The following is a 19,072-nucleotide window of genomic DNA, read 5'->3' on the forward strand; positions in this document are numbered from 1 at the left end:
GTGCTGTGCCTCCAGAAAGAGCGGAAGAAGGGGTGGCGGGAGGATGGTGTGGGCTGCGAACGGGGCCGCTATTGACCGACGACCTGGAGCTCTCCGACCGATACCGTGAACGGTGTCTGGCGGACCTCGGTCAGCCGGCCGCTCTGTCCGCCGCCGGTCACCGCCCAGTTCACCGTCCACGTGGCGGTCGCCGTGCCCTGATACCGGGCGCCGGACTGGCCGGCCGACGTCGCGCTGTAGCGATGACCACAATCCGGCGAGGGCGTCATCCCACGCGCCGCCGTGTACGGGGTCCCCGGACCCGAGCAGGTCACGGTCGTCCCGTCACCCATATTCCAGGCAACCGACGAGACCGTGGCGGTGGCCGTCACCGTGATACCGCCCGCCGACGCGGACGCGGTGTTCGGCCCCCACGTCGTCGGGCTCTGACTCACCCACATCCACAACGGCACCCCGACCGTGTAGGTGCCATCGGACCTCGGACTGGCGATCGCCGGGCCCGCCAGGAGCATGCTGTCCACGGCCTGTTGAGCCAGGACGGCTGGATCGACCGTGGTTGCCGCAGGGTCCGCCGACCACTCCGTGGTGATTACGTTGTATCCGTCCACCGATTCGGTCCAGGCGCATTGCTTGCGGTAGACCGCGCCGTCGCCGGGCTGGTGCCCCTCCCACGCCGCGCTCCCGGTGGGGGGCTGAGGATCCAGAAGAGTTCGAGTGCACGCCCACCGTGGTGGAGGTCCGTCACCGCCGCTCCCGCCCTTTGGCCCGCCGGTGCCCGGGTTGCCGTCACGACCAGGCTTTTCCGCGCAAACCGTGACGTACTTGTTCTTTCCGGCGCAGATACCGCCATCAGCCAGGGCTGGCTCGGTCAGAGCGATCGACGCCACGACGACCATAGGGATCCCCACGGCTGCTGAGCGCCTCAGCATCTTCTGTCCCCGTCCGGAGTCATCTTGACCACCATCCACTGTCCCGCCCACAGTTCGGTCTCGGCGACGGCGACGTAACGCAGCGGCTGTTCAGGGGGGTAGGGCTGAACCTTGCCGGTTGCACGATCGACGGTCTGCCAGGTCGAGAGGTCGAGACAGTCAGTGATCGTGATGCCGGGATGCTCGCCAGCCATGTTCACCGCCGTCACCTCGGGGCGGTGTCCAGGACTGCCCTTGGTTACCGTGCCAGCCTTGCGCATGTTGGCGAGATCGGTAAGCGCATCGTTCAGGGCGGTCTTCGCTGCAAAGTTGACCAATTTCGTGTCTTTCTCAGTGCCCGTTTCATACGCCTTGACGGACTCCGTCCAAAACCCGCTGTAGGCAGCGAGAGCTTTCGATTTTTCGGCGGCCTGGGGGTCGGTGGAGGCGCTTGGCGAGGTGCTCAAACCCGGCCTCGGGGTCGATGCCTTGTCTTCCTTGGCATCCGACGTGCAGCCGGCCGTGAGGACCGCGACGGTCGCGGTGACGGCGGTGACGGCGGTGGCCGCGAGCAGCCGGCGGCGCGCGGTGTGGGTCTGGTGCTGTCGTGCCGTTGTCACGGAGATCTCCTCGGTGGTCACCTCGTGGGCGGGCGGGCAGAGCGGCCCACCCAAGCCGCTTCATCGCTGCTGCAACGTGTTTGCCTCGTCATGCTCCGTTGTATAGCGCACCCTACGATGACAACGACAAAGCTCCTACGGGGTTGTTGGGTCTCGGTGAGCGGAGTGACTACGTCCTCATTTAACGAAAGAACATGCGTGGAATGCCTCTCTGGACTTGCTCTTTACTGCAGTAATCGTCGGTTCCAGTACTCACCGGTTCACTCACCACCGTCCGCCGCTCGGGGTAACGATCACGTTCCGGCTGGTCACCCACCACTCACCAGACCCTCCTTCAGGCTGGGCGCCGTCAGCGCGTGACGAGCGCAGGCCACCCCGTCCGAGGCGTCCTTCGGAGACCTCTTCGATGAGAGCTGTCACGGATTTTTTGGCCGTGTCAGGACCGTCGGTCGGCTGGTTCGAGGTCTCCTCACCGCACCAGGCGATCGTCATCGTCTGGTTCTACCGGCTGGACGGATCAGCTCCGCCATCCGCATCTTGGGATCTTGGCCCCACCCCCCATCTCTCAAGCTCCACTTTCACCAGTCGCGTGCACACGGTAGGACGGCCCTGTAAGACTTGGTCGTTCGATTCGCGGCGGCACTCCAGGGGGATGGCACTTGAGCACGACACGAGGGCACTACAGGGCCCGGTCAGAGGGGAAAGGCGCCCCGGCCATCGGCGCACTGGCTGTGGGCATCATCTGGGTTTTCTTCTTCGGAAACGAGAAGACTGCCGAGACGGCGCCCACGCCCTGGTGGGCTTGGGCCATTTTCGCGGTCGCCCTCGTGATGATTGCAACCGGCCTCTGCTACTACCTTTGGACCCGGATCAAGCGGGAGCGTGCCGAGCTCCAAGCCACGCAGGACGCTGCCGAACGGCAACAGATAGAAGACGCCCAAAGGCTCACCCAGCTCAAGATCGTCACGCCGCTGGCCACCCTCCTGGAACTGAATCAGACCCAGATTGATGAATACCACCGGATCGCTACCGACCAGGCTGACAGATCCTTCCGCTCCTCCCAGCGCGCCATGGCCATCGGTCTGCTGATCATCATCGGATGCGCGGCCGCAGGGTTGTATTTCCAGAACGCCCAGGTCAAAATCTTCGTCGGATCAATCGCTGGCGTCGCCGCCGGACTCTCGGCCTTTCTGAACCGGACGTACCTTCACATGTACGGACAGACCTTGAGTCAGCTCAACCGCTACTTCGAGCAGCCGGTGCTGACCGGGTATTACCTCACCGCCGAACGCCTGGCCCAAGACCTGAAGGACGACCCGGAGAGCGAGATGCGCCGCCGCATCATCGACCAAGTTCTCCAAGCGAGCGCAAAGATGAACGGCGTCCCAGAAGTCGAGATGCCGCAACCAGAGCAACCGCAAGTGATGCCCAGACGGATGAGAAGGCGCAAGCGATAGAAGGCCATCTGCTCCAGGTCTTGGGACTCGACCAACCGGCATTCGACACGGCGTGAGACAGCAGCCCAGGGCTTCACCGGTTCAGCTGAATCCCGCCGTGGACGTGGACCCGTTCCCCGGCGTCCCGAAGGTAACCAAAAAGTGCGTCCCGTGTATCAACGGCGCCCGACCTCGGGGCTGTGTCACATCCACGACCCCGCGGTGCAGTGCCGGGCCCGCAATTTCAAGCGTGCCGTGCGCTCGGTCGCCACCGGCGGCGGGACCTGTCAGATCCCTGTGGGCGGCCGAGGGTCTGTTCGCCGAGCTACCCGGCCTTGGCCAGGACATAGGGGCTCCGGCATCGACGACTGCATAACAGGGCGGTTATGTACGGGAGGCCGTCGAACGGGCTCTCGGCTTATCCGCGAGTTTCAAGCCAGGAGGAGAGCCCGCGTTCGAGAAGCCACCCACCGGCCTCGGTGGGGGCCGGTGGGCTGGCTCGGGCTCTCAGAACGGGACTCGGTCGACTGGTCACTCATACCGGCTCGGTGTCGCCTGCGGTGGTGGCCGTCGTGCTTGGGCGGCCCGGCCTGGAGCCGTCGGTTGGCGTCCGTCGCAGGGCTCGGGTGCGGTGTTTCCCAGAGCAACGTGAGGCTGGAGTATTCGTGGACGATGCCAGTCTCCACAGGAACTCCCGGTGGGTGAACTGGCGTATCAGGTCTTGTGCTCGGCCTGGGCGCGATAGTTGGTGCGTTCGGCCGCACTCATCGACCCGTACGGCTGGGGAACTTTCACAGTTCGGTCCAGCCGCGGGATTCGGCGTCGCCGGCGAGCGGTGTCCACACTTTGGCGTGGGGGCCTTGGGTTTCGATGTCTTCGAGGGTGGCGGCGCCGAGGGGGACGTGTGCGGCGAGCTGACGGACCAAGTCGTGGGTGGCGGTCATGTGCCGCAGGTCTGTGATCCGGTGGGTGAGGGTGGGGCGGGGGCCCCTATGGGTTTCGTCAACCCGTCGGGGCGGGCTGGGGTTCGTAGAACGTGCCGTCGCGAAGCATGGCGAAGAGCACGTCGGCTCGTCGTCTGGCGAGGCAAAGGAGGGCTTGGGTGTGGTGCTTTCCTTGTCTGATCTTCTTGTCGGAGTAGGTGCGGGAGGCCGGATCGGCCAGGGCGGCGAACGCGGAGAGGAAGAAGGCGCGTTTGAGCTGCTTGTTTCCGCGTCGGGATGGTTGTTCGCCGCGGATCGAAGAGCCTGAGCTGCGGGTCGCCGGGGCGAGGCCGGCGTAGGCGGCGAGGTGGGCGGCGGACGGGAAGCTGGATCCGTCGCCGACGTCGATAAGCCGGTCCTGACGCCGATTCCCGGCATGGACGTCAGGACCTTGGAAAGAGGGTGGGACTCCAGCAGTTCCTCGATCCTCGCGGCGAGGAGTTTCCGCTGGTCAAGCACGGCCTTGAGCGATCCGGCGAGACTGGGAACGATCAGTGCGGCCGCGTCCGTGCCGGGAACGACGACGGTCTGCTCGTCCAGCGCGGTAAAGATGTCCTCGACGAGTCGCTCGGCCATCCGCGGTGCCTTCGGACGTATCAGCGTGATCAGTCGACGGCGTCCTGCCTTGCGGATCTGGGCCGGAGAACCGAACTGATCGAGGAGCTTGAGCACGGCAGGGTGCTGCACTCTCGGGCCCAAGACCCGCTCCAGCGACGGGTGGATCTGCGTGAGCAGGCCCCGCAGGCGATTGCTGATGCGGGTCGCTTCGCCGGCCCCTTCTTCCCAGCCGGGGTGACGGCGGTGGCGTGGTGTTCGCCCTTCCCGACGTCCAGGCCGAGGAAAGCACCGATCTCACTGACGTCGATCACGCGTGTCCTCCGGTCGTCCTCCTGCCCGGCCGTCCCACGGCACCGATCGCCACATCCACATTACGAAGAGCCTACCGACCTGCGGAAAGGCCGGCGGTCATGCCCCTAATCAGCGGTCTGTCGATGCCTCCGAAGCCGGTGACACCACCCCCCAGGCCATACGTTCGACAGGGGGAGAAAGTCATGCCAACTCCGGAGGCCGGGCGCCCCATTGCGGGGCCACCAAGAAGGTAATGGGGGGCTCCGGTGAGGATGAACAGGATGCGTGGGAAGCGGGGGTAGGTGCGTTGCCAGGCGAGCATGGCTGCTTGGTCGGCGACGGTTCCGCGCCTGCCGATCGGTTGGGGGGTGTAGTCGTGGAAGCGTGCGTAGGTGATGAGTTTTCGGGCGAGGCGTTCGCTGCTCATGGTGGCTCGGTCGATTTCGACGAAGGCTCGGTATTGCAGACGCCGGGGTCGGGTGGCGGTGTAGTGGAGTACGGCGTCGGCGATGAGCCGGTCTTCGCCTCCGGTGACGTGGAGGCGCTCACCGCCCTGGTGTACGGCTCGCACCCGCACGTGCGCCGGTTCGCGCACGCTGTGCGCCACACCCCAGGGCTCCGAGGACGCCGCCCAGGAAGCGCTGATCGTCCTCTACCGCAAGATCGGCATGCTGCGTGCCTCCGGGGCGCTGGCGTCATGGATGTTCCGCATCGTCCGCAACGAATGCCTGCGCCGCACCCGCGCACTGCTGCCCCGGGGATCGACCACCTGGGGCCGCGGCGGATACGGCCGGTACGACGAGCCGGACGGGCACGAGGCGTCCGGAGGCAGCGTACGGCCCGCTGAGGACGACGTACTGCTACGCCTTGAAGCCGAGCGCGTCGGGGCCGCAGTCGCCGTCCTACCCCCCGACCAGCGGCGGGTGCTGGTGCGGGACATCCAGGGCCTGCCCGGCCATGCCGTCGCCGACCGGCTGGGGTAAGCACCGCGGCGATGAAGTCCCGCCTGTACCGAGCCCGTTCGTTGGTACGCGAGGCACTGGGTGAGGAACCGGCACACGCGAGGGGAGGTGACGATGGCACCTGACCAGACCATGGCGGCGAGCACGGCCCCGCCCGGGTTCCGGCCCGTCACCGCCGGCGGGTGCGCGTGGGAAGGCGGCGCCTTCGCCGGCGCTACCGTCCCGCGCCACCTGGCCCGCGGCGTGGTCGGGTTCGGTGTGCTCATCGGATCGCTGGCTCTGCTGCCCTTGGCCGGCCCCGCGAGCTTGCTACTCGCCCCGGTCGGCCTGGTTGCTTGGCGCGGTTGCCCGATGTGCTGGGCGATCGGGCTCGTGTAGACCGTATCGGCCGGGCGGCTGCGCCGTTCCTGCACCAATGGAAGTTGCGAACTACAGCGCGCCCAGCGCTCCGGTGTGACTTCGTAGTTCCACGTCACGTCGTGCGTGTGGACTTGAGCGCAACGCCATGTGTCGTGGCGGCGAGAGTCAGTTGGCTTCCGGTTGGTGGGATTGCTTCGTGGCGGTCCGGGTGAGCAGGCAATGCAGCATGGGGCCGACGGTTGCGAGGAGGAGTAGGAGCACGTTGGCGACCGAGGCCCATGCTGATGAGTCGAACTTGTGGAATTCCGTGTTGATGACCCAGGCGATGGTCACTGCGGTGAAGCAGCCGAAGCCGGCCCATCCGGCCCACGATCGTTGACGGACGGCTATGACCAGGGAGGGCACGGCGCATAGGAGACCGAGACTCAGTACCGGTACCAGGGAGAGGAGCACACGGGGAGTCCACTTGATGACTGCGGCGCGCAGGGGTGTAGCTGAGTCACTAGGGGGGAACGACACGGACAGCCTTTCCGCGGGTGGTTGACGTTGGACACTGTCGCGTCGAACTGGCATACGTTATCGCGCGGGGACGCCCGATCCGCAAGGCATGGCGACGCAGAGGTGCCTCAAGAGGATGCGACGGCGTCAGACTCGTCACCGTTGCCGTGGCGGCTCGCCGTCGCGATCAACCGGATGGGCAGCAGGGCGTTGGCGACCTTCGGGTAGTGCGTGGTGCTTCTGCTGATGGGCGCGCCGAGGGGTGGTGCCTTCCGGGTGTCGTGACTGAACCCTGCGGCGTCTATGCTCGCGCGGACTGTGGTGGGTGTTGTGCCGTGCCACTCGGGAAGGGGCTGTCATGAGACGTCGTCGGATGCTGTTGTTCGCGGGGGCGGGGGTTGCGTTCGCCGGGGTGGGTGCCTTTTTTCTGTGGCTGAGTGGGAGCGACGACACTTCGCCGCCGTCCAGGGCGCGCCAGTACACCGCCTTCAGCGCATGCCTGCTGTCGGATGAGCATGGGGTGACCGGTTCGCAGGCTGCACCGATCTGGGCGGGCATGGAAGACGCCTCCCTGCAGACGCACGCGAAGGTCAGTTCCCTCCCGGTGTTCGGGCCGGCAACTGTGGGCAACGCAGTGCCGTACGTGAACACGCTGGTGCAGCGGCACTGCGATGTGGTGGTGGCAGTAGGTGACGCCCAGACGGCCGCAGTGACCCAAGTCGCCACTCAAGCGCACAAAGTGCGCTTTGTGGTGGTGGGCGGTGGAAGACCGGCCGGCAACGTCACGGTCGTCGCGGACTCTCCTGACGCCGGGGCTGAGGTATCGCGCCTGGTCAAGGCCGCTGTTGCCCAGGGAAAGATCACGTAGATAACGAATCGGCGGCACCTTCGCCATCGTTTCCACAAGATCTTCACGCTCTTACGTAAATCTTATCTATACCTATGGCGCTGGGTTGAGCGCACCAGGGAAGGTCTGCAGGTTCACCTAAAAGATCTTTCTCTGGAGTTTTCGTGCGTCCACGCCGTTTCCGCGGCTCCACCAAGCAGGCGCGAAGACTTCGCCGCCTGCGGCGCGTCGCCGCCGTTGTGTCGCTGACAGCCATGGCCTTGTGGCTGAGCACCCAGACCGCGATGACAACCGGCGCGACCCTGCCCGCCGTCGCCCTGCCGAAGCTGTCCTCCCTGGCCGCCTGGGTCACCTCCGATTCACCGCCCGCACCGCACTGGGGTGACGTGCCGAAGCAGCAGTCGGGGACTGCTGCCGGACGTGGCCACCAGGCGTCGGCGGCGTCGACTCGGGCCGGGAAGGGCGCAGGGCGGGCCCCCGGTAAGGGCAAGGGCGAACTGCCCGAGTACGCTCCGTACGCGCGGAAGGTCGCTGCCGGGCCGAGCGGCGGCAAATTGGGCTTCGATGCCCGGTCCAGCAAGCGCAACGCATCGAAGTCGACCGCGACGTCGGACTACTTCGAGAACGCCGACGGGTCGTACTCCCGCACCCTCACGCAGTTGCCGAAGAACTACAAGGACGCTTCGGGTAACTGGCAGCCCATCGACACGAGTGTGCGAAACGGGGCGGACGGTAGGCTGCACCAGGCGGCCGGGGCGGCTGCGGTTGATTTCGCGCCCAGTGCCGCCGACGCTGCGTTGGTCCGGCTGGACGTCGACCGTGACCACACCATGTCCTATCGCCTGCAGGGAGCCGCGGCGGTCGCGCCGGCGGTCTCGGGTTCGACGGCGACGTACAAGGGGGCATTGCCTCAGACGGACCTCGTGCTCGAGCCGAGCACGGTGGGGTTCAAGGAGGCGCTGGTCCTTCATTCGCCGCAGGCCGGCAACGTGTGGACGTTTCCCTTGGACCTGAAGGGGCTCAGCGCGGTTGCGGCCAAGGACGGTGCCGTCAACCTGGTGGACGCCTCAGGTAAGACGCGGGGAGTGATCCCGCCTGCCTACGCCTTCGACTCGAAGATCGACCGCGCGTCGGGTGAGCGAGGGACGACTCACCAGGTGAGTTACAGCCTGAAGTCGTCGCAGGGCCGTACCGATCTGGTCATGACCTTGGACCCGGCGTGGCTGCATGATGCCGGCCGGACTTTCCCGGTGACGGTGGACCCGTCGTATTACACGTCGTACGCCCAGACGACCTACGCGGAGACCGGGCCCGGCAACGCCATCGACCACTCGATGGAGCTGACCACCAAGGTCGGCTCCTTCGACGCGGGTCCCCACTCGGCCATCTCTTTCATGCAGTTTCCCTACCTGGGGCTGGACGGCTCCAAGGCCACCGTGTCCGCGGCCGCGCTGAACCTGTTCGACGTGTGGTCCTCCACGTGTACTCCCGAGCGATTTGACGTCGCACCCATCACCCAAGCGTGGACACCGTCGAAGGTGACGTCCTACCCGGGGCTGACCTATGGCGCGTCCATCGGCAACCTCACCCCGAGTGTGCCCAACGGATGCGCCAACACCGGCGGCGATATGTCCAAGGGCGACTACCTGACGGTGCCCCTGTCGACGACGCCGTTCAACAATTGGGCCGCAGCGACCGGGACGACGAATGACTACGGTCTGGCGGTCACGGCGGCGACGACGGACAACCTGCACTGGAAGCAGTTCGCCTCTTACAACAACGTGCACGGACCCAGTCTGACATTGACGTACACGGGCGCGTTGCTGCCTCAGATCCTGTCTAGCAGCCCGCCGAACAACGCGCCGGTGCAGACGCTGACACCGCAGCTGACCGCCAACGGGACGACGGACCAGGCAGTGTCCCTCACTCCGAAGTTCAACTTCCAGGTCTACGACACCACAGGCAACAAGCTCGCCGACTCAGGTGTGATCACCAACAGCTCCTACGTCGTGCCCGCGGGCAAGCTGAAGTGGGGACAGGCGTATTACTGGGAGGTGCAAGCCTATGACGGCACCAACTACTCGGCTGGGCCGAACTGGCAGCAGTTGACGACTCAGGTCCCGCAGCCGGCCATCACCTCCGGCCTCTCACAGAACACCGACAAGCACGGATTCAACCCGGCCATCGGCAACTACACGACCACAGCCACCGACGCGAACGTCTCATCACCGGGGCCGTCACTGACTGTGGTACGCGACTACAACTCGCGGGACTCGCGGACGACCGGGGCGTTCGGAGCGGGCTGGTCAAGCCTGTTCGACGCGAAGGCCACCGAGCAGTACGACGCGTCCGGCGCGGTCGGAAGTGTCCAGGTGACCTATCCGGACGGTTCGGGGGTCGGCTACGGCAAGAACTCCGACGGTTCCTTCTCCGCGCCGCCGGGGCGCTTCGCCACGTTCAAGAGCATCACCGGGGGATACTCGCTCACTGACAAGAGCGCCACCACCTACACCTTTACCCAGACGCTGGGCTCCGGGAGCTTCGGTCTCACCTCCATCACGGATGCCAACGGGCGTGCCGAGACGTTCACTCTGACGTCTGGCAAGGTCACCACCGTCACCTCCGCGACCTCCGGACGGGCACTGCACCTGACCTGGTCTACTCCCGCAGGTGCATCCAGCGCGCATGTCGCAACGGTGGCCACGGACCCGGTGACCACGGCGGACCCACTCACGTGGACTTACTCCTACGCCGGTGACCAGCTGGCGAAGGTCTGCCCGCCGGTAAGCAGTACCAGCTGCACCCAGTACGGGTACACGGCCGGCTCTCCGTACCAGAGCCAGGTCCTCGACCAGGGTGTCAGTTCCTTCTGGCCCCTGTCGGAGTCCTCCGGCACCGTGGCGGCTAGCGCGGTCCTCTCCCAACAGGGAGCCGACAACGGCACCTACAGCAACGTAGCTCTGGGGCAGCCGGGCCTCGGGGCGGGTAGCCCGGCGACAGCTGCGGGTTTCAACGGTACGTCCTCCTTCGTGCAGCTGCCTGATCTCCACGCCGGCAGTTCGAATGACAAGACCGTCTCGTTGTGGTTCAAGACCTCCACGCAGGCGCCGGGTGTGCTGTTCTCGTACTCCGACATGCCCGTCAAGGCGACGGAGACCGTCGGGAACTTCGTTCCGGTGCTGTACGTGGGCACGGACGGCAAGCTCAACGGCACCCTCAGGGCCGGCACCGACATGAGCACCATCAAAACCAGCAGCTCCGTGACCGACGGCAAGTGGCATCACGTGGCACTTGCCGCCTCGTGGACGGCGCAGACCATGTGGCTGGACGGCAACCAAGTCGGCACTGCCCCGAGCTACAGCGTGGACGGCAGCGGCAGCATGTCGGCGCCGTGGCAGTTCAACCACGTGTACATAGGAGCCGGCTACCTCGGCGACGCATGGCCCGATCAGCCGCACCCGAACTCGAGCACGGCCTACGGCACGTACTTCAATGGCTCCATCGCCAACGCCTCGTTCTTCAACAAACCCCTTTCCCAGGCAAACGTCACCGCCCTGCAGCAGGCCGGCACCAATCCGACGAGCCTGCTGAACTCGGTCACCCGGCCTTCCGGCAAGGCATACGCGGGGGTCACCTACAACGCGGCCACCGCTGCGGTCACCGGCATCACCGATGAAAACGGTGGCTCCTGGACGATGGCGGCGCCCACCGTCAGCGGGTCGAGCCAGATTTACCGCTCTGCCGTACTGGGGGCGGCGCCCGCCACGTACTACCGGCTCGGTGACGCCGCAGGCGCGTCACAGGCGTTCGACGAGATCCACTCCGGTCCCGCGTCCTACAACGGCGTCGCTCTCGGCTCGACCGGACCGTTCGCGGACAACACCGCGGCCTCCTTCAACGGCACCTCGTCCTACATCCAGCTGCCTTCCACGGACCAGGTCGTCACACAGCCCGGTTCGGTCGACATGTGGTTCAAGATGCCTGCCGGCAACAACGCCGGTGGCGTCTTGTACGACCAGATGGCGCAACCGCTGACCGGCGGCAACCCCACCGGCGGGAACTGGACACCGGCCCTGTACGTCGGCACGGACGGCAAGCTGTACGGCAAGTTCTGGGACACCAACGGCACCGGCGGTCTGATGACCTCGCCCGGAGCCGTCAACGACGGCAAGTGGCACCACGTCATGCTTGCCGCCGGCGCCACCAGCGGGCAGGCCCTGTACCTGGATGGGACCAAGGCGGGCAGCACCACAGCCGCCCTGCTGACCAGTGTCGCCAACTACACCTACATCGGCGCCGGCGAATGCGGTGGGTATTGGCCCAACCACCCCACCAACACTCTTGGCTACTTCCCCGGCTCAATCGCCGAGGTCGCCTTCTACCGCACCCAGCTCACGGGCCAGGACGCCGCGGCGCACTTCAACGCCGGGCAGAACTCCACCGGACTCGCACCGCTGCAGACCGCCACGGTCACTGATCCCGGCGGCAAGGCGATCAAGTACCAGTACGACCTGTGGAACGGCAACCGCATGGTGGCCCAGATCGACGGACTGGGTAACAAGACGTCCTACGGGTATGACACCGGCGGCTTCCTGCACACCGTGACCGACCCGAACGGCAATGTCACCACCTCGGGCCACGATGTGCGGGGCAACGAGGTCTCCAAGACCACCTGCCAGGACCAGGCCGGCAACTCCTGCTCCACCACGTACACGACCTACCTTCCCGACGACACCAGCGCGCAGCTGACTCCCAACCCGATCAATGACCTGGTCGACACCGTCCGCGACGGGCGTTCCGCCTCGGCCACCGACAACACGTACCTGACGTCGTACTCGTATGACGCCGTGGGCAACCGCACGAAGGTCACGACTCCACCGGTGGCAGGCTTCCCGGCTGGCCGGGCGACTGTCGTCTCCTACACCGACGGCACCACCAACGCGGCCGCCGACAGCGGGTTCGCCCCCAAGGGATTGCCCTACAAAACCGTTTCGCCCGGCGGTGCCACCACCACGATCGGCTACTTCCGCAACGGTGACATCGCGTCGGTGACCGACCCCAACGGGCTCGTCACGAAGTTCACCTATGACAACCTCGGTCGCAATCTGACGAAGACTGCGATCTCGGACACCTATCCGGCGGGCTTGGTCACCTCCTTCGGCTATGACGGAGAGTCCAAGGTCACTTCGCAGACCGACCCGAAGGTGACCAACCGCGTCACCGGCGCGATCCATCAGCCGCGCACCACCACCGTCTTCGACGCGGATGGGCAGGTGCTCTCGCAGACCGTCGCCGACCTCACAGGCGGTGACGCGTCTCGCACGGTCTCCACGATCTACAACGCCTACGACGAGGCTGCGACGACCACCGACGCCACCGGCGGCGTCAAGAACTTCACCTACGACGCCTACGGCAACCAGGCCACCGTCAAGGACGCCCTCGGCAACATCACCGCGTACGCCTACGACCCCAATGGTCATCTGCTCACGCAGACCCTGAAGGGCTACACCGGCGACCCGGTGAACCCGTCGGCGGCCCAGGACCTGGTGGTCACCTCTCGCGCCTACGACCCGGCCGGCCGGCTGCAGTCCGTCACCGACGCGATGGGCAATTCCACCGCCTACACCTACACCGACAACAACCTGAGCGCGACCGTCACCCGCACGGACTCCACCGGAACCAAGAGGTTCGTCCAGCAGTCCAACAGCTATGACTCTGCCGGCAACGTCGTCCAGCAGGCGACCAACAACGGGGCGACGGTCACCAGGTCCACCCTGGACGCAGCCAGCAGGCCCACCTCCACCACGGTGGATCCGGGCGGCGTGAACCGCACCACCACCGTCTCGTTCACGCCCGATGACAAACCCGCCACCAGCACCCTCACCGATGCGACGGGCGCCAGCCACACCACCAAAACAACGTTCGACCCCATGGGCAACGTGACAAGCCGTACGTTGCAGGAGGACCAGGCAGGGCACCCGGCCGGCTGGTGGCCGCTGAACCAGACCTCCGGCACAACGGTCACCGACACCTCCGGCACCGGAAACACCGCCTCGAGCAGCGGGCCCGTGTCCTGGACGAGCGGCGCGGCGTCCTTCAACGGCACCACCGGCGGGATCTCCACCAACGGGCCGGTCCTCAACACCGCCGCGTCCTACACCGTCTCCGCCTGGGCCAACCTCACGGACACCAGCAACTTCCGCACGATCGTCACCCAGGGCGGCACCAACCACGGAGCGTTTTTCCTCCAGTACTCCCAAACCTTCGGCAAATGGACGTTCCTGTCACCAAGTGCCGACTCGACCAGCGGCGTCACCTACGCCGCCGCGACCGCACCGACCGCGCCGGCACTGAACACATGGACCCACCTGGTCGGCGTCTTCGACTCCGCCACCAGCACCATGAGCCTGTACGTCAACGGCGCGCTTGCGGGCACCGCGACGAACACCAGCCCATGGAACGCAAACGGACCGCTGACCATCGGCAATGCCAAGCTGGCGGGCGGCGGCTACCTGGGCGGCAACACCCACAACGGGCAGATCGGCAACGTCCAGGCATACAGTCGGGCCCTGACAGCCGCGGACATCACCAAGCTGTATGGCGCCGGCCGCTCAGGAGGCACGACCGCTTCCACGACTGAGGCCACCAGCACCTGGAAGCTCGACCAACGCGGTCTGCCCACCAGCATGACCGACCCGAACACCAACACCACGAACTACACCTACGACGAGGCCGGGCACCTCACCGTCACCAGCTCCCCGACCGTCAACGCCGAGACCAACGGCGGCCCGGCAAGCCCGGTACACCCGACCGTCCTGGTCGGCTACGACACCTTCGGCGACGAGACGGAAACGCAGGACCCGAACGGGAACACCAGCACGACCGCCTACGACGCGTCGGGCCGCAAAACCGGGCAGACCCTGCCCTCCTACACACCAGCGGGCGGCGGCACGCCGATTACCGGCGCCAGCACCAGCTGGACGTACGACAAGGCCGGCAACCTCACCAAGGTCACCGACCCCCTGACCCACACCACGTCCTACGTCTATGACCAGCTCGGCGACACCTCACAAGTCACCGACGCGAACAACGGCGTCAGCCGCACGCTGTACGACCCGAACGGCCAGGCCCTTTCCAGCACCGACGCCGCGGGAATCCAGACCCAGGCCACGTACGACTACCTGGGCCGGAAGCTGACCAGCACCATCCTGGAGCGGTTCCCGACGGCATCGACCATCACCACCACCAACTCCTACGCGTCCAGCGCCGTCAACCCGGGCGGGGCCTTCCTGGCCTCCACCACAACCCAAAACGGTGTCACCACCTCCTACGGGTACGACAGCGTCGGCGAGCAAACGCAGGTCACCGACGGCGCCGGGAACACCACCCGCTACGCCTACGACCTGCAGGGCCGCAAGACCGCCACGACCCTGCCCGACGGCACCAAGAGCAAGGTCACATTCGACCAGCTCGGGGACCCGCTGACCGTCCAGTCACTCGACACCGACGGCACCACGGTGCTCTCCACCCGGTCGGCGACCTATGACGCCATGGGCCGCACCATGTCCGCCACCGACGCCAACCAGCACACCGCCACCTTCACCCGCGACGCCACCGGCCTGCTCACCGGCGAAGTACAGCCGGTGGACGCCACCCACTCCATCACCACATCGTTCGGGTATGACGCCTCGGGGCAGCGGACCCGCTTCACCGACGGCCGCGGCAACAGCACCTACTCCACCTACAACTCGTGGAACCTGCCCGAGTCGACCATCCAGCCGTCGGTGACCACCTCGACCTACAGCTACACCACCGCTGCGGACTCCACCCAAACCACCACATATGACGCGGCCGGGCGTCCGGTCACCCAGACCTCCCCGGGCGGGGTAAAGATGACGCTCGGGTACGACAACCTGGGCAACATCACCTCTCGGGACGGCACCGGCGCCGAGGCGACCACCGCCGGCCGCAGCTTCACCTACGACAAAGACAACCGTCTCCTGACGGCCAACACCGCAGCGATTGGCGCCACAACCCAGGCCACCAACGAGACCCTCACCTACAACGACCGCGGTCAGCCCCTCAGCGTCAGCGGCAGCGGGGGAACCAGCTCCTTCACCTTCAACGGCGACGGACTTCCCACCGCCCGCACCGACGCCGCGGGCACCACGGCCTACAGCTACGACAGCGCCGACCGGCTGGCCACCATCACCGACGCCGCCACCACCACCAAACTCACCTACAGCTACAACGTCCTCTCCCAGCCGAGCAGCATCCAGTACGGCACGGGAAACACCCGCTCCTACACCTACGACCACCTGCACCGCCTGACCGGCGACACCCTCAAAACCAGCAGCGGCGCTCCCGTGGCGTCCATCGCCTACGGCTACGACGCCAACGACAACGAAACCTCCAAGAACACCACCGGCCTGGCCGGAGCCGGCGCCAACACCTACACCTACGACTGGGCCAACCGCCTCACCTCCTGGAACAACGGCACCGCAACCACCGCCTACGGCTACGACGCCTCGGGTAACCGCATCCAGTCCGGCGCCAATGTCTACACCTACGATGCCCGCAACCAGCTCACCGGCGACGGGGTCAACACCTACACCTACACGGCCCGCGGAACCGTCACTCGGAAAACGAGTGGCTCCACGTCGGTCACTTCCAGCTCCGACGCCTTCGACCGCCAGGTCACCCAAGGCACCCAGACCTACCTCAGCGACGCCCTGGACCGGGTCATCACCAGCACAACCGGTACAGGGGCAACCATCACCTTCGCCTACAGCGGCGCCGACAACAGCGTCGCCTCCGACGGGGCCAACACCTACACCCGCAACCCCGACGGCTCGCTCATCGGTATCGGCATCGCTGGCGGCGGCCCCGCCACCGCTGCACTCGCCTACACCGACCAGCACGGAGACGTCGTCGGCAACTTCACCGCTGCTTCCACCACCCTCTCGGCATCCCGCGGCTACGACCCACTGGGCAACCCCACCGCCACCACCAACACCCCGGCAGGCAGCCTCGGCTACCAGAGCGGCTGGACCGACAAGGCCACCAGTCAGGTCAACATGGCGGCCCGCTGGTACGACCCAGGCGTCGGCCGGTTCCTGAACAAGGACACCGTGTCCCTGGACCCGGCACCGAACTCCGTCGCGGCCAACCCGTTCGTGTACGTCGACGAGAACCCTCTCAACCGCACTGACCCGAGCGGCCACAGCTGGTGGGGCGACGCCTCAAAGTGGGTCTCCAACGCCTGGAAGAGCACCACACGCTGGGTCTCCAACACGTATCAATCAGTCTCAACCTGGGCTTCAAACGCCTGGGACAGCGCCTCAAACTGGGCGTCCAACACCTGGCACAGTGCCGTGTCCGCCTTCGACGACACCTGGGCCTCGCTCACTCGTCAGATCGCTTCCCTCAAAAGGCAGATAGCCGACGCCTATCTACCCATTCGCACAACCGCTTCCAATTGGTGGCACTCCACAACCAGTGCCGTCAGCAGCGGCTATCGCGACACCGTCAACGTCGTCGCCACCACCTACCGTGCCGCCGCCGTGGCAGTGAACACCACTACCACTTTCTTCCAGAATCACGCCGCGGCCATCGCCTCCTTCGCAGCCAGCACCGCTGTCTTCCTCGGATGTGAGGTCGTCGTTGGCGCGGCAACGGGCGGCGTCGGGGCTGTCGTAGGAGCCGCTGGATGCGGAGCCCTCGCTGGCGCCGTCGGCGGGGCAATCGACCAGGGCTTCAAGTGCATGGACGGCCAGAGCGGAGCTTGCTCGGCAAGCGCCTTCGGCGGCGCCGTCCTCCTCGGCGGCATCGGCGGCGCAATTGGTGGAGCACTCGGTGGCGCCCTCGGGGGCAAACTCGCCGAATCCGCCCTCGGCAAGATCCTGCCAAAACTCGTCACCAACACCCTCGAAGGTGCCGCCATGGGCGGCATATCCGGCGGCGCAATCGGAGCTGCCAACTACGGCCTCACCTGCTCCGACACCTCCGCCGGCTGCTCATGGTCCGGAGCTGCAGAAGCCGCTGCGAGCGGTTCTGCCGAAGGGGCAGTCGGAGGAGCTATCGGCGGAGCCTTCGCCACGGCCGCCGAATCTGTCCTCGGCAGACTGGGCAGCGGCGGCTCCTGCGAGGCCCCAACCCACAGTTTCACGGGATCTACCCAGGTGCTGATGGCTGACGGCACCGGCAAACCGATCGATCAGATCAAGGCTGGCGATGAGATCAAGAACGCCATCGCAGGTGAGGACGGAACTCAGACCCACAAGGTCGAGAAGGTCATCGTCACAAACACAGACCATGACTTCGTTGACCTCTCTATCACCCCGACCGCTACGGACAGCAACGCCGTTTCGGAGCAGGCTCCCGTAGCCAAGACGCGTGCGGTGCGCAAGGTAGGACTCGGACTGGCCGCATCAGTGGCAGCAATTGCTAGTGCCCTCGGAACGGCTTCTGACGACACATCGACGGCCATCAGCGGGCCCCCGCTTGTCGAGAACGTCGCCAGCGTCCTACCTGCGGATGCCGACGACGTCACCGTGAACGGCACCATCCTGACCACCACTTACCACCACCCCTTCTACGACCAAACCCAGTCATCCTTCGTCGACGCCCAGGACCTGCACCCCGGCGACATACTTCAGACCCCTACCGGCACGGCCCAGGTCACCTCGGTCCGCCTCTACCACGCCAACGCAACTACATACGACCTCACCATTGATGGACTCCACACGTACTATGTGCTGGCGGGGGCCTCTCCGGTCCTGGTTCACAACTGTGGCGGATCAATTGGTACCCACGCCGATTCTTGCCGTTGCGCAAATGGGGCACCTGAGAGGATGGCTGTCCAGGAGCATGAGGTAGGTCGCTTTGGGGATCTTGATGGCAGGGCCCGGGTGGGAGACGATCTCACTCCCAATCACATTCCCCAGGCTGCCTCGGGTCGCATTCCCAATTATCGAGATTTTGCGGCGCACATGATGACAGACGCCGACCACAAAATGACCCGTACGTATGGCCCTGCGGGAAGAAAGACTAAGCGCCTCGATGCTGGACTGAGTTTCCGAGAGGTCCTCGCAGCGGATTTCTGGAACCTTCGGACTATCGGCCAGGTGAACCATGGAGACCCTGGGTATTTCAACGGCGCAATATCAGGCGTAATGCAGTACTACAAAACCAACTATCCACATCTGCTGCAGTGAGGGGCTTCCGTGATCAGCGATCAGGTTCAAGAATTCTTGCGGCTGGGTCGTCCACTTCCCTCCGAGGAAGACGACTCCGAGGAGGGAGACGAGGCATTTGAGGAGATGACTCAGGCGCTACACGCAATCCAGAAGCCTGTCACCGACGAAGAGGCCGCGCTCCTCATCGAGTGTTTTGGTGATGACGAATGCTTCGGCTTGGCTTGGACGCTGCTACATCTCGTAGAATCGGCTCCATCGCCCCCAGTTACCTCTCGGCCGCCGGATGGTGCGAACGTTTGGATCTCTAGACTATGGATGCGCTATCAGAATTCGCTGAGTGACTAGCTCGCAGACACGCGAGTACAACCGGGTGCGCCTGAGGCGCATTGCGTCAATATAAAGAGGTAAAGT

Annotated in this window: 9 protein-coding genes and 2 pseudogenes; 5 read left to right on the forward strand and 6 right to left on the reverse strand. The window is 65.6% G+C overall.

The annotated features are described in order from the left end of the window. Nucleotides 1-68: 68 nt before the first annotated feature. Nucleotides 69-896 carry an ATP/GTP-binding protein gene (locus tag E6R62_RS27955; protein ID WP_240801951.1) on the reverse strand — a complete coding sequence of 276 codons (828 nt, stop codon included), beginning with the start codon at nt 894-896 and terminating at the stop codon, nt 69-71. 26 nt (nt 897-922) lie between these two features. After that, nucleotides 923-1,528, reverse strand: coding sequence for a hypothetical protein (locus tag E6R62_RS27960; protein WP_136216255.1), 606 nt, complete (start codon nt 1,526-1,528; stop codon nt 923-925). A 659-nt stretch (nt 1,529-2,187) separates the two neighbouring features. Between E6R62_RS27960 and E6R62_RS27965 the strand changes: the two genes are divergently transcribed. Continuing rightward, nucleotides 2,188-2,985, forward strand: a complete 798-nt coding sequence (locus E6R62_RS27965; protein ID WP_136216256.1) for a hypothetical protein — start codon at nt 2,188-2,190, stop codon at nt 2,983-2,985. Nucleotides 2,986-3,755: 770 nt separating this feature from the next. Here the strand turns inward: E6R62_RS27965 and E6R62_RS39825 are convergent. The 3 genes and pseudogenes from E6R62_RS39825 to E6R62_RS42075 all read right to left on the reverse strand — a co-directional run bounded on the left by E6R62_RS39825 (nt 3,756) and on the right by E6R62_RS42075 (nt 5,391). After that, complete coding sequence (locus tag E6R62_RS39825) at nt 3,756-3,908, reverse strand: hypothetical protein (RefSeq protein ID WP_168714205.1); 153 nt, start codon at nt 3,906-3,908, stop codon at nt 3,756-3,758. Between the two features lie 58 nt (nt 3,909-3,966). Then, nucleotides 3,967-4,736, reverse strand: a pseudogene (locus E6R62_RS27970) (transposase); the annotation flags it as partial. A gap of 151 nt (nt 4,737-4,887) precedes the next feature. Then, a complete protein-coding gene (locus tag E6R62_RS42075; RefSeq protein WP_306432477.1) occupies nt 4,888-5,391 on the reverse strand; it encodes a replication-relaxation family protein in 504 nt (167 codons plus the stop codon). On the opposite strand from E6R62_RS42075, the pseudogene E6R62_RS27975 reads away from it, so the two are divergent. Together E6R62_RS27975 and E6R62_RS27980 are read left to right on the forward strand one after the other, a co-directional pair. Continuing rightward, nucleotides 5,287-5,883: pseudogene (locus E6R62_RS27975) on the forward strand (RNA polymerase sigma factor). The gene E6R62_RS42075 and the pseudogene E6R62_RS27975 sit on opposite strands and share 105 nt — an antisense overlap. Further along, a complete protein-coding gene (locus E6R62_RS27980; RefSeq protein WP_306432478.1) occupies nt 5,873-6,136 on the forward strand; it encodes a hypothetical protein in 264 nt (87 codons plus the stop codon). The pseudogene E6R62_RS27975 and the gene E6R62_RS27980 overlap by 11 nt, the downstream one beginning before the upstream one ends. A gap of 147 nt (nt 6,137-6,283) precedes the next feature. On the opposite strand, the gene E6R62_RS27985 is transcribed toward E6R62_RS27980, so the two are convergent. Continuing rightward, nucleotides 6,284-6,571, reverse strand: a complete 288-nt coding sequence (locus E6R62_RS27985; RefSeq protein WP_136216257.1) for a hypothetical protein — start codon at nt 6,569-6,571, stop codon at nt 6,284-6,286. Between the two features lie 418 nt (nt 6,572-6,989). Between E6R62_RS27985 and E6R62_RS27990 the strand changes: the two genes are divergently transcribed. Both E6R62_RS27990 and E6R62_RS41880 read left to right on the forward strand, forming a co-directional pair. Further along, the gene (locus E6R62_RS27990; protein WP_136216258.1) at nt 6,990-7,484 is read left to right on the forward strand and encodes a BMP family ABC transporter substrate-binding protein; all 495 of its coding nucleotides are present in this window, start codon (nt 6,990-6,992) and stop codon (nt 7,482-7,484) included. A 143-nt stretch (nt 7,485-7,627) separates the two neighbouring features. Continuing rightward, on the forward strand, nt 7,628-18,679 hold the full coding sequence (locus tag E6R62_RS41880) for a LamG-like jellyroll fold domain-containing protein (RefSeq protein WP_136216259.1): 11,052 nt from the start codon (nt 7,628-7,630) through the stop codon (nt 18,677-18,679). Nucleotides 18,680-19,072 lie beyond the last annotated feature (393 nt).

The sequence above is a fragment of the Streptomyces sp. A1136 genome (assembly GCF_004795055.1).
In the GTDB taxonomy this organism is placed as follows: domain Bacteria; phylum Actinomycetota; class Actinomycetes; order Streptomycetales; family Streptomycetaceae; genus Streptomyces.